This is a genomic window from Methanospirillum stamsii (genome assembly GCF_003173335.1).
Classification (GTDB): Archaea; Halobacteriota; Methanomicrobia; order Methanomicrobiales; family Methanospirillaceae; genus Methanospirillum; species Methanospirillum stamsii.
The window spans coordinates 1-12693 of sequence record NZ_QGMZ01000060.1 but is presented as its reverse complement, the minus strand read 5'-3'; the positions used below and the strand labels follow the sequence as shown (position 1 = coordinate 12693).

Below are 12693 nucleotides of genomic sequence, written 5' to 3'. Positions count from 1 at the left end.
AAAAAATTTTCATCTAAAATTTTTAGCGTTCACATTGGAAAAAAATAGTGTAAAAATCTAGAACATTTCATATTGCTAGATTAAATTTCCAATACATAACGACACCATCCCCCACAAAACCATTTTTTCCTCAATACTACTTTTAAATAGGATTTCCTAAAATTCTCAACGGAATAATCAACTCAAGTAGGGTGATTTGAGGTGTAACTTTCTCAGTTCCCTTTTTTATCAAATAATGAGATGTTCTTTCAATCGCATAGCTTTTTATCGACCTTTCAGCTCCTTCTATGGTTTTCATTTGCCTTTTAAGAATTGGGTTAGTGGTAACAGAAAAATAACCTTCTATCGCATTGTTTGTAGCTGGTGCATCAGGAATGGATCTATATGCGAGGAAATTCAGTATTGAGTCATCAATCATATCAATACGCTTCTGGATATTAACTGGTAATTCATCGTATTCCTCAGCAACCTGTAACATTTTATAATAAGCTTCGACAGGGTCTCGCAATTTTTTAGAATCATTATTTCGGGAATTGAAAAAGTAAGCATATAATTCTTCTTTTTGAATTTTGATCCAACATTTTAATTCTTTTTTATCCAGCTCGTTAAGTTTTTTTTCTTCGTGTACCTTTTTCTCTATTTGAAGTACTTCCATCTCATAATCGTAAAAAATATTCATCAATTTGTATTGCAATAAAAATTCAGAAAGTGAAGAGGATTTAGAGAATTCTTTGCAGATCAACTGGTAAAGATGAAATATACAGTACTGGTGAATCAATTTTTCTCCAAAGAGAGATTTCAAGATTTCTTTATATCCGGGTTTTAAATCTGTCACGACGAATATTTTTTCATATGGCGCAGGATTAAAACTCGATTTCAAAAAGTCACGAATAATTTCATTGGTGAGATTTTTAACAACCTTTTCGGCAATCGGGATTTTAGTTTTGTAATTTAAGAGGGTTAGTCTATATCTCCATTTTCCAGCGATTTTTAGATATTCCTCATCAAAATTGAGAATTGCGATTTTACCTTGAGGGATTGATGGAGTAGATTCTGTTAATTCGACAATTTCTGAAAATTTTGAAAACATCGTTGATTTTTTAAATGGAAGAATAAAGCCAGATATTTGAGCCATACGTCTATATGAGTCACCACTATTTTTGAGGCACATCAATAATTTGCCCATTACCTCCGTAATTAGGCCGTTTTGTTCCTTCCAAAAGCTAACATCAGTATGATGGATAGTATTACAAATAGGACACAGATATTTTCCAACTTTTATCGAGCCGATGTGACGCTTTGTGATAATATTATAACCATTTTGATTCATGATCGATCCACAATCAATACATTTTGGGTTTTCTGTATAACGCAAAACACCATTTTCTGAATACTCATAGGAATTGGATAATCCATGAAACAATGTTTTAAGTGGTTGAAAAAGTCCAAAATTTTGTAATGTGGAAAGTATTGAAATCATATTTATATATTTATATTTAATGCTATAATTTACTTATTTATATTAAATAGAAAAAGTAGGATTTCTTAGTGAATCACCTGATTTTTGGACACTGTCCGGAACAGTACATAGAAGGTCAGAACCCTCCGGCAGAATTAACTTTACCTTCAGTGCATCCGCAATCCGGTTATGTTCCTCTAGATAGATGACCGACAGGTTCTGGGATGGTAATGACACGGATATCATCGGAATCGAAGTCTGAACGCGATACACCGATGAGATATCCGTATTTTCCCATTCTCACATCCATCATCGAATCATACCCGGTCTGGATCTCGACATGAAAGAGCGGGTGCTCATCAGATAATCCACGAACTTCAAGAACAATATCCGGGTAGTGACGGGAATACACCGGACTATGGGAGTTATTATTGATGGAAAAGAAGACCGAAAAATATGAGAGAAAGGAGATAAAAAAAGGCAGAGAGAAAATGAATGAAAGAGGGATTACTCCCCCTTAATCCTCTCCAATTCTTCAGGTGTCAGGCCAGTCACCTGTAAGATCACTGCATCATCTATTCCGATCATCAGCAGGTTCTTTGCAACTGTTTTTACTCCTTGCTCGATCCCTTTTTCTATACCCTTCTCAATACCCTTCTCAATACCTTCTTCCAGCCCAATGGTATGCCACTTCTGCCTAACACTCTCAATCATATAATCCACCTTCCCCTGAACACGCTCGTCCTTGATGTATTTTCGATGCAGTTGTCTGTACATCTCAATTGTTGTAGAGAGAATAATATCTTTTGTCTCCTCATCCATCCTCCCTTCTTCCCCTGCCTCAGAGGAGAAGGAGATGATGGTCTCAATATCTTGAATTATCTCCCCAACAATCTGGTCAAACTCTTCCCTGCCAGTATGTTTTCTGTTAACAAGTAGTTCGAACCTCTTCCGATACTTCACCAGAACCAGGGGCAGGAGGAGATAGAGCTCCATCTTCCCGAGTACCTCTACAGGATATTGGTAGAGTTTCAACACGGGCACAGAATACAGGAGATCAGAACCGTCCGGGAGCACTATCTTTACCTGCAGGGTATCAGTTATCCGGCTATGCTCCTCAAGATAGATGACCACCTGATGGGGGATGGTAATGACGCGGATATCATCGGAACCGTTCTCTGAACGTGATGCGCCGATGAGATACCCGTATTTTACCATTCTCACATCCATCATTGAATCATACCCGGTCTGGATCTCGACATGAAAGAGGGGGTGTTCATCAGATAATCCACGAACTTCAAGTACAATATCCGGGTAGTGACGGGAATACACCGGACTATGGGTGATATACTCAGTTGAGATCGGCACTACACGCAGGGTCTCCTTGTTAAGCGGGAGAGAAAAGATAGCGGAGAGAAACTCAATCAGGGTGTCGTTTGAAGCGGTGAACAGGAACTTCGCTGCTTCATCAATCTTCACCCGGTATTCGTCCGGACTCACCCGAATGAGTAAGATAGGATTGGTTATTATTTTTTTGAAATAAACCGCTTCAGAAAAATAATTTCCTCAATTACGATATGAAACAGGTTATTCCGTTCTACCTTGGCAAAAAATCTGACTTCGCCAGATTGGTCCTTCACGTGGGGGATACGATCATACAGTTCTGTATAAATCAACTGAAGCAGGGGATACTCCGGTCCCAGCATCTTTCCACCCGGTCAGCAAGATCATCAATGACAAAGATCCGGGAAACATAGGGCCGGAGGTGCTTTTCCCACCTTTCATCCAATGTGTAATGATCAACAATCAACCTGTCTGGATTCTTATTCATCTCTGAAATTATCCCGACAGTCTCCTCACCATCCTCCACCCAAGACGCACCAATCCAGGGGGGTGATAAGGATCAAACTGAAAGAAAAAAGCCAAAAACCATCATTTTGGCACCGAATCATTTTCTTTAATTATCTCGCATTTTATAATCGATTTTTATTTATACTTCTGTGGTGGTACTTAGTGGTATGCCAGACATGACATCAATAAAAATTGCATCGTCTGTAAAAAACCAACTCAATCATCTCAAACTCCACCCTCGTGAGACATATAGTGATATTATCGGAAGATTAGCAGAATTTGGCACTCATCCACAACAACAGATACCTTTTATTATTCCACTCATGCATGTGAAGATAAACCAGAAAATTATTGAGTTAAAAAAGCCTGTTGAGATCAATGTAGAAATAGATGAGGATGAATATATTCTGTTTAATAACGAATACCGTCTGCTTGTCGTTGCTTCAAATGTTTATGATGGTATGAAGAATATTCTTGATGAGTTTGAAGAAAACTGGAAGGACTTTGTTTTAGGCGATGAGAATACCCTGGGTAGAGATGCCTTAGAGTTAAGAGAAAAATATGGCTCAATTGTACCCTCGGAGAGTTCGTCTTGACAAGAAAGAACCAGATAATCCTTCGCCGACTTATGAAGAAAGGTTTTGAAATGACCATGTCAAACCATATCAAATTGGTTTTCAGGTATAATGGAAAAGATACCGGAATTCGTACCTGGGTTTCACATGGAAAAAAGGAGATCAGTGATCAATTGCTTTGCAGAATGGCAGAACAACTAAGCCTGTCTCATCCACAATTCTTTGATCTAATTGATTGCACCCTGGATGAAGCGGGATTAATAAAGATCTACATGGATGCTGGTCGGATTTGATTTGAATCAACCCGAAATCCCTCGAATATGAATAAACATTGTTTTTTAGCCGGATAGGTAAGAAACTGGAAATCCATGTTGCTTATTTCTCCTCTTTGGTAATTCAGGAGGAAAATTCTCGCCTATTGTTATTTGCCAAATTAACCTCTCAAAAACGACAACCGTCTCAATAATGAGGGTCAAAACCCTTCTTCACAAGGGGTCGCTATTCCCGTATTCTTCCTCAGCCTATATAAACTACCCCCTTACTATTAGTGCCCATAGAACCCCCTTGAGAAATTGATATCCTTGGACATAATGAGAAACAAAGGCAAAAAAACCCCTAATTTTTTGGATCAGTCCTCCTCGGATCAAAATGGGCGTTATTTCTTAATTCTGACTTAAATCGGGAAGATTATGTGGGCGACTACCTGAGTTAGCAGTTTGAAAAAAATGGTTCCAGCCCATAATGGCCTGAAATCAGAAGAAAAAAATGGTTTTCACGATTGACTATAAGGGGGTTTTAAAAAAATAGACGACCTGTCATCTGCTTCATAAATGAGAGACGGAAAGCAATATCCTGTTGAATTATGATACATCCTCTCTTCGCCTCTGGCCCTTCACTCCCGGATAATGACCTTCTTCCCCTGCACAACAATCGCAAGCCTTCTTACATGTTTTGTCTTTAACCCCGGAGAATCAGCCAGAATGTCATATTGTTTCTCATGGATCTGGTCCAATGCTTGTTTTGCTGATTCTTCGATTTTCTCCTGTGGATGGACTGATTTGAACTCAATCACGTAAGTAGTAGCATATTTCACTCCTTTTGGGATCATGAGAATATCAGCCCGTCCGAATCCTGACTCTGCGTTTGAGCGGATATCATAAACTGACCGCAAGTTTGCAAGCAGCCCGAGGACAAAGGCATGGAATATTGCTTCAGGAAGTCGTGCAAAGTCATGGTAGCTCAGTAGGTTGAGTGTGAGGCTCTGAAGAATCTCCTCAAGCACTGATATCGGATTTTCTTTAGTGAACCATTCCATGAGTGCATCAAGCCCTCCTCCTGGTTTTGGATAAATTGATTCGATGAAGTACTCATATGCATATCCAATCTCCCTATTTGGGATTGAGAGTTGGTAGGTGGTACGTCCCCTGATATCCTCCTGAGGATCTTCAGCCCGGAGATACCCGGAGAAGTAGAGAAAACTCCAGATGTTCGCCGGGTTTCTTCCCATATCCCTGAAAGTTACTGTCTCATTGATTGGGTACCTGATCTCCTTTCCAGTTAAAAGTTTCTCAAGATCCCGCTTGATTTCTATTCCCCCCTGTCCGAGTTCCTCGTATACAAGAGTGTTTGCGGAGGTGTTCAGCCAGTGAGGACCGGGAGGATTTGGGAGGTTATCAATATAATTTGTCACAGACCAGGGATTATAGATAGTCTGGTTACCAAAGCGATATCCGTTATACCACTCCCGGATTATTTTATCATGTTCCGGAATGGAGAAGTCAGTCAGGATCTTATCAACCTCACCCTCAGTAAAACCAAACATCTGTGCTGTTGCATGTGACTGAAGGGTTGTAATTACCTTAAGGTTATTGAGGTCAGAGAATATCGACTCCTTGGCAACCCGAAGTATCCCTGTGATCACCGCCCGGTACAGGGTATGGGCATTCTCGGGCTTCAGGCCACCTCCTAACCATGACCGCATGAAATCTGCCAGGTCCGGGTAATATCCATTTGTCCACGCTTCGATCATCGGGCTGTCGTACTCGTCTATCAGGACAATGACCGGTTTTTGATGGTAAAGATAGAGCCATGTAATAAGGTTTTTGAGGCTAGCTTTTAGCGTTGCGTCATCTGGTGTTCCGGATATCAGTGCATGAAACCCTTTCTCATATATTGGCTCCAGATTTATTGATAAATACCTGAACTGGATTAAAAGTTCGCCGATCTTTTCAATCAACCGTTGTTTCATCTCTCCAAAGCAGGTCCCTTTCACATCCTTCAGACTGATAAACACAACCGGGTATTGTCCCTGGTGTTTCATGCAATCAGGATGGTTTGCAATATTGAGGTCTTCAAAGAGGTATCTCCGGTTATCTTCAGATAATTCGAAGAAGTACCTGAGCAAGGTCATGTTCAGGGTTTTGCCGAACCTCCGGGGACGGGGGAGCAACGCAACATCATTTCCTTCAATAATTTCCTTTATAAGGAGAGATTTATCTACGAAATAGCCGCCATTATCCCGTAATTTTTTAAAATCGTCTGCACCTATCCTGAATACTGGCATAAATAAATCTCTTTATAGCCTGATTCTTTATATTTGGATGCATCGGAGATAGTAGTTATCTATTGGATGGAAAGTGGTATCTCTTTACCTCACTCCCTGACAACGTCCTTCTTCCCCTGTAAAACAATCACAAACTATCTTACCTGATGTGGTTTAATTCCCACAGAACCTGCCAGAATGTCATACCGTTCCTCCCGGATCTGATTGAATACTCACCAGGTTGATATCTCGAAATGTTCTCTTCTTCCGGATTATATTCGATCATACAGGATTTTTACTTCTTTTCCTTTGAATGCAATTCCAATGAGAAAAATGGTGTGGACATGATGACTCATTAATTCATGAGCATATTCTCTTTCATGTATTTGTTGTAATGCTGCTCCAGCTGCCATATCAAGCGTTTCTCCTCTTCTCTCATTTACAGCCTTAAATTCTATTACAAATCCATTCGTATGTTTATCCGGATCTCTAGGAATAAGCATCAGGTCATATCTGCCAAACCCACTCTCCCTGTTTGATCGCAGATTATATACATCGGATAAACTGACAAATAATCCAAGAACGAATGCATGATAAAAATTTTCAGCCTTTTTTTCAGAAAGATCAAAGTAACTGAATGATGTAGCAACAATAGTAGAAAAGTAGTCAATAAACGATTCAATATTTCCTTTCGTAAGGTCATTGAGCATTTGATTGAATGTTCCAAGTGAATTAAACTGTTCAATCCAAGTTACAATAATTTCATCATAGACATATGAAACCTCTCTGTTTGGAATCTTCAGTTCATATTCCGGTGGATGAGTATCTGATATTTTTAATGCAGTTAAATACCCGGAAAACAAAAGAAAACTAAATAACGCATTTTGACTTTGAAATATTTCAGGAAGAACAAAATCATTGCGGATCTGTTTTGTAACCGGTCTTCCTGACAGGAGTTCCTGGATATCTTCTTTTACCTGGCGGTCTGACTTTTGAAAAACAATTTGAATAAGAGTATTTGAGGATGTTTGTACCCAGTATGGCTTTGGCCCTGATTCAACATGTTTGATATAATTCAGTACTGACCAGGGATTGTATACGGTATGAGGGCCAAATTGATACCCATTGTACCATTCTTTTACTTCATGAAATGATTCAGTGCATTGATACTCACGTAATAATTCCAGTACCTCTTCCTCTAAGAAACCAAATCTCTCTGAAAATTTTCGGTCTAATATCGAATAAACTTCCAGGTTATTTAAATCAGAAAACACACTCTCTTTTGCAATTCTCATAACTCCGGTAAGAACCGCTTTTTCTAGATATGGGTTATCTTTTAGGGCACTTCCTAGCAGGATCCGGATAAATGAAATCATTTCAGCATAGTATTCATGCTCCCAGGCAGCATAGAGGGGAGTATCGTACTCATCAATGAGAATGACGGGTTTCTTATGAAAATGCGAAAACAGTAATCTTGAAAGATTTTTCAGCGCACTCCCCAGAGTCGCAGGATCGGACTCCAGAGTAAGTATCTTCTCAATAAGGATTTTGTCAGTTTTTGAGAGAGATTTTACAAACAGGTAATCATGACGGGAATATAATTCTGCCAGGATTGTCCTGAATTTTGACAGGGAATCTTCCCATCCGGTGAACTTGAAATCTTTAAAGGTGAGATATATGACCGGAAAATTACCGGCATATTCCATAATATCCGGGTACTTGGATATGTCTAATCCTGTAAACAGACCTCGTAAGTCCTGATCAGATATCTCGAAAAAATACCTGAGCATTGTCATATTCAGTGTCTTGCCAAATCTTCTTGGACGTGGGAGGAGGATCACCAGGGAATTATCCTCAATAATGTCCTTAATGAGCAGAGATTTGTCAACAAAGTAATTATTACCCTCAATGAGATTTTTAAAATCACTCTCTCCAATGGGAATACGTTTTTTTGTCGTTGTCATTGACACTCCTGGTATTTGTGATATTGTAGTATTTATAGAAAAAACTCTTTTTCATTTTTCTTGGTTAGGGGAGCAGAGCACCATTGACCTGTTACAACAACCTATTGTAATGTTTTTTCAATACTGTCCTGCACTCCCTCAATAACCTGGTTCACATCCTCATCACTCATCGCCGGAAACATTGGGAGGGAGATCTCACTTTGGTAAAAATTTTCTGCAACTGGAAAATCTCCTTCATGATATCCGTATTTTTCCCGGTAGTACGGCTGAAGATGGACCGGAATATAATGGACCTGGCAGAAGATCCCTATTTCCCGAAGGTCCATGAAGATTTTTTTCCTATCAACTCCAGATAAAACGACAGGATAGAGATGATAGGCATGGCGGTAACCATGAGGAGACTTTGGAGGTGTCACCAGGTTTTCATTCTCCCGGAATGCATCATCATATTTCCTGGCGATCTCATTCCGGCGCTTAACAAATCTCTCAAGTTTTTCAAGTTGTGAGATCCCGAGAGCACACTGGATGTCAGTTATCCGAAAGTTGAACCCAAGGTCCTGCATCTCATAATACCATGGTCCCTCATTTTTGTATAGTAATTTTGGATCTTTTGCTATCCCATGACTCCGGAATCGTTTCATCGCCACGGCGAATTCCCGGTTATCTGTAGTAACAATACCCCCTTCCCCGGTGGTGATATGTTTGACCGGATGGAAACTGAACATGGTCATATCAGCTTCAGTACCCACTTTCACATTACCCCGGATAGCACCAAGGGCATGGGCTGCATCTTCCACCACAATGCAGGAATTATCTTGTGCTATCTCCCGAATGGATGTCATATGAACCGGAAAGCCGGCAAAATCAACCGGAGCAATAACTCTTGTCCGGCTGGATATTGCTTCATTGATTTTATCGGTGTCAATACACCATGTTTTTTTATCAATGTCTACAAAAACCGGATGGGCACCCAGGTATACTCCTGCGTTTGCAGTTGCAACAAAGGTGATGGGGCTGGTAATTACTTCATCTCCGGTTCGAACCCCGGCTGCATAATATGCCCCATGGAGAGCAGAGGTCCCGGAATTAAAGGCAACGGTATATTCTGATCCAACATATTCCGCAATCTTTTGTTCAAAGGTCTCAACCATGGGACCCTGGGTGAGCCAGTCTCCCTTTAAAACAGCAGTGACAGCGGCAATGTCATCATCATCGATCCATTGCCTGCCGTATGGAAGTGGATATGTCATATTTTGCATAGATATTGGGTTATGATTACGTTATTATTACACATGTTTCATGGGATATCTTTCTGTTCTTATGGAGATACCCTACTTTTATTACCTAGCATGGATGTAATAAGAATATTCAAGTTAATTATAACTTTTTAAAGCATAATATACTTAATTGATTACATCAGCATATTTTAGAAACCAGTTATGATAGGTTGGGTGAGTTTATGACAGATAATGCTGAAGAATGGTATAAACAGGCGAATTTTGACATTGCAGCTGCAATAAACATGTCGGAATCTACCACCTATCCAATTGCGGTCTTCTTTTGTCAACAAGCCATTGAAAAAGCACTTAAATGATTGTATATTAAAAAAATTCAGAAAACAGCCTGATAAAATACACTCGCTTGTGGCAATTGCAGTCAAGCTGGATCTGCTCATTCCAAACTCTATCAGTGCAACAATCCAACTCTTAAATGCGGCATCGATATCAATCCGATATCCTCCTGACCTTGAAGAATTGTTTAAGACATACAGCCAGGAACGTGTATATGATATTATTAATCGAACTGAAGAGGTGCTTGATTGGATACTCCGGCAGTAGAAGATGTAATTGACTGGTTCTGCAGAAAACTTGAAGAGTCTGGGATTAGGGTTACTATGATTGTTCTTTTTGGTTCATATGCTAAAAACAGAATCTCTCAGCATAGTGATATTGATCTGGCAGTCATCACACCCGACTTTGAAAATGTCCATATTCTGGATAGAATACCGATGGTAAGTGAGGCAGAATGGTCTACAGTGAGAAAATTTAATGTCCCACTTGATCTAATTCTCCTCACTCCGGAAGAATATGAACAGGAGGACTCAATCCGAATGTCATTTGTCAAGCAGGGGAAATGCATGCCGGTTCATGCATAAATGAAATTGGATTAAAAATCCTTTATGGGTGGGATTCAGCAAGCATCTGCCTTAATCCCTCTTCATCCAGCCATTCGGTATTGGTCTCGCTGGAATACCTGAACCCTTCCGGCAATGTGTAGGTATGATCCTTTTTATGCCCGTTCCAGAACGATATCTCTGGATCTATGATATAATATCCTTTAAGATCACGGGTATGGCGTGCTTCATCTTCGGTAATGAGGACTTCATGGATCTTCTCTCCCGGCCTTATCCCGATGTATTCATGGGGGATACCAGGAGCCATCGCCTCTGCAAGGTCGGTGATCTTCATGCTGGCAATCTTGGGCACGAATATCTCTCCCCCCTTCATAATCCGGGTGCATGAGTCAACAAAGACTGCTCCCTGATCCAGGGTAAGCCAGAACCGGGTCATACGGGGATCGGTAATCGATATTTTTCCCTCTTCTTTCTGCTTGTCAAATAATGGAACAATGCTTCCCCGGCTACCAACCACGTTTCCATACCTGACACAGGAGAACCGGGTAGAGTTTTTCCCGGAATAGGCATTCCCCTGGATGAAGAGTTTCTCCGCGACCATCTTTGTTGCGCCGTAGAGATTCACCGGGTGAACAGCCTTGTCAGTACTCAGAGCCATGAGCCGTTCAACACTATTGTCAATCGATGCATCAATAAGGTTGGTTGTCCCGTCGATGTTGGTTCTCACTGCTTCAATCGGATTATACTCACATGCCGGAACCTGCTTAAGCGCTGCTGCGTGAACCACGATATCGACATCATTCAGGGCGCGATTGAGCCGGTTTTTATCTCTGACATCTCCGATAAAAAAACGGAGGCGGTTATCGGAAAATTTCTGTTGCATCTTCCATTGGAGATATTCACCCCGGGAATAGATACGGATACTATGCGGATTATGGTTATTGAGAAGGCGGGAGGTGAAAGCGTTGCCGAAAGATCCGGTTCCGCCTGTTATGAGTATAGTTTTATTGTCGAAGAAAGACATCTCTTACTTTTTGTCTGTATAGAATGATAAAGGTAAACTGTCATCTCTTTTAAGTAAATGGCATATTGTCCAGTTTGTTTTTCTTCACTGGACGGCCTCATGATAAATGACTGGTAACATCAAATTTTTTTCTCCAGAATTTGGAGTCTTGAGATGAAGTAACAAGCCTGGTTATACCCCATGTTATTGGCCTTTTTTGAACAGAGACCGATGAATCATGAGACGGTCTGAAACCTGCCGGGCTTGTTATGAATAGATGGGGATTGGGGTTACAATCCGATTATTCATTTAACTATTTTTCTGATTTCATCAGGTGAAAGATTGGCAATTGCGGCAATTGATTCGATGGGGATTCCTGATTTATTCATGTTGATAATCATCTCGCGAATTGCTTCTTCTTTCCCCTCTTCTTTGCCTTCCTCTCTGCCTTCTTCTCTCCCCTCTCTTCTTGCCTCATTCTCCCTTATCGTCTGATCGATGAGCCACAACTCCCGTGCTTCGCTATACGCCCTTATTTCAGGATCCTGGCTGATTACTTTCAGTTTATTATACGCTTCATGTACCGCTTCACTTGCTTCTGCTGCCATGATCATCTCCTCTTCAGTTTCTGCTCCTAAAAATGTTCTCCATGCCCAGAGGTCTTTATTATAAGTAATACCCTGCTTACTATTAGAGTTTCCCACCTGCATAAACATAAGTTCAAAATCGATACAGATCGGTTCATACCTGCTCTTTTCCAACGCATGAAAGCAGGATACCGGTTTAATATCTTTAAACCAGGAATGACCAAGAATACAGATACCAGTAGTCCGTTTCAATGAATCATAATCCTTCCCCTTTACGAGCTGGGCTCCATAGGCCCTGACCCAGTAAAAAAGCATCCTTTTATGAATGGCTCTGTGTCGTTCTGCCTGCATTTCAATAAAGACCTGCTCCCCGTTCCCCGTGGTCAGTCTGATATCCAGAACACCTTCTTTTTCATCCGGATAATTTCGCAGAAGAAATGGGTTTTTCAAAGTGATGCCTGATTTCTGTTCGCCTGTGATCGAACCAAGCAGGGATGAAAGCAGATGTTTCGACCCTTCAGACCCAAAGAGCACCTTGAAGACAAAGTCATTTTGTGGAAACAAGAGGTACTGTGAAT

14 protein-coding genes are annotated in these 12693 nt (G+C 40.6%); 5 read left to right on the top strand and 9 right to left on the bottom strand.

Features of this window, described 5'->3' with window-relative positions; all coding sequences use genetic code 11:
• Positions 1–142: 142 nt before the first annotated feature.
• From DLD82_RS17435 to DLD82_RS18765, 4 genes are all read right to left on the bottom strand, one after another.
• Positions 143–1480: a hypothetical protein gene (locus tag DLD82_RS17435; RefSeq protein ID WP_146199853.1), complete on the bottom strand. Its 1338-nt coding sequence runs from the start codon at positions 1478–1480 to the stop codon at positions 143–145.
• Positions 1481–1646: 166 nt separating this feature from the next.
• Positions 1647–1871 carry a hypothetical protein gene (locus tag DLD82_RS17430; protein ID WP_109942411.1) on the bottom strand — a complete coding sequence of 75 codons (225 nt, stop codon included), beginning with the start codon at positions 1869–1871 and terminating at the stop codon, positions 1647–1649.
• Between the two features lie 95 nt (positions 1872–1966).
• Positions 1967–2959, bottom strand: coding sequence for an RpnC/YadD family protein (locus DLD82_RS17425; RefSeq protein ID WP_109942410.1), 993 nt, complete (start codon positions 2957–2959; stop codon positions 1967–1969).
• 172 nt (positions 2960–3131) lie between these two features.
• Positions 3132–3329, bottom strand: coding sequence for a hypothetical protein (locus tag DLD82_RS18765; RefSeq protein WP_109942409.1), 198 nt, complete (start codon positions 3327–3329; stop codon positions 3132–3134).
• Positions 3330–3486: 157 nt separating this feature from the next.
• On the opposite strand from DLD82_RS18765, the gene DLD82_RS17415 reads away from it, so the two are divergent.
• Together DLD82_RS17415 and DLD82_RS17410 are read left to right on the top strand one after the other, a co-directional pair.
• Positions 3487–3906 (top strand): hypothetical protein, encoded by a 420-nt coding sequence (locus DLD82_RS17415; RefSeq protein ID WP_146199852.1) that lies wholly within the window; start codon positions 3487–3489, stop codon positions 3904–3906.
• A complete protein-coding gene (locus DLD82_RS17410) occupies positions 3903–4178 on the top strand; it encodes a hypothetical protein (RefSeq protein ID WP_109942407.1) in 276 nt (91 codons plus the stop codon). Before DLD82_RS17415 ends, DLD82_RS17410 begins: the two co-directional genes overlap by 4 nt.
• A 599-nt stretch (positions 4179–4777) precedes the next feature.
• Here DLD82_RS17410 and DLD82_RS17405 read toward each other — a convergent pair.
• The 3 genes from DLD82_RS17405 to pseC all read right to left on the bottom strand — a co-directional run bounded on the left by DLD82_RS17405 (position 4778) and on the right by pseC (position 9641).
• Entirely contained in the window at positions 4778–6448 is a 1671-nt protein-coding gene (locus DLD82_RS17405; protein ID WP_109942406.1) for an ATP-binding protein, read from the bottom strand.
• Between the two features lie 251 nt (positions 6449–6699).
• Complete coding sequence (locus DLD82_RS17400; RefSeq protein WP_109942405.1) at positions 6700–8391, bottom strand: AAA family ATPase; 1692 nt, start codon at positions 8389–8391, stop codon at positions 6700–6702.
• A gap of 101 nt (positions 8392–8492) precedes the next feature.
• Entirely contained in the window at positions 8493–9641 is a 1149-nt protein-coding gene (gene pseC / locus DLD82_RS17395) for a UDP-4-amino-4,6-dideoxy-N-acetyl-beta-L-altrosamine transaminase (protein ID WP_245920497.1), read from the bottom strand.
• A 209-nt stretch (positions 9642–9850) separates the two neighbouring features.
• On the opposite strand from pseC, the gene DLD82_RS19395 reads away from it, so the two are divergent.
• From DLD82_RS19395 to DLD82_RS17380, 3 genes are read left to right on the top strand one after another with little or no spacing between them, the layout of a single operon-like run.
• Positions 9851–9985, top strand: coding sequence for a HEPN domain-containing protein (locus DLD82_RS19395; RefSeq protein WP_109942403.1), 135 nt, complete (start codon positions 9851–9853; stop codon positions 9983–9985).
• 49 nt (positions 9986–10034) lie between these two features.
• Complete coding sequence (locus DLD82_RS19390; protein ID WP_281268023.1) at positions 10035–10229, top strand: HEPN domain-containing protein; 195 nt, start codon at positions 10035–10037, stop codon at positions 10227–10229.
• Positions 10211–10546 carry a nucleotidyltransferase domain-containing protein gene (locus tag DLD82_RS17380; RefSeq protein WP_109942401.1) on the top strand — a complete coding sequence of 112 codons (336 nt, stop codon included), beginning with the start codon at positions 10211–10213 and terminating at the stop codon, positions 10544–10546. Before DLD82_RS19390 ends, DLD82_RS17380 begins: the two co-directional genes overlap by 19 nt.
• Positions 10547–10568: 22 nt before the next feature.
• On the opposite strand, the gene pseB is transcribed toward DLD82_RS17380, so the two are convergent.
• Both pseB and DLD82_RS17370 read right to left on the bottom strand, forming a co-directional pair.
• On the bottom strand, positions 10569–11549 hold the full coding sequence (gene pseB / locus DLD82_RS17375) for a UDP-N-acetylglucosamine 4,6-dehydratase (inverting) (RefSeq protein ID WP_109942400.1): 981 nt from the start codon (positions 11547–11549) through the stop codon (positions 10569–10571).
• Positions 11550–11833: 284 nt separating this feature from the next.
• A partial coding sequence (locus tag DLD82_RS17370) for an Rpn family recombination-promoting nuclease/putative transposase (protein WP_109942399.1) occupies positions 11834–12693 on the bottom strand: 860 nt, incomplete at its 5' end.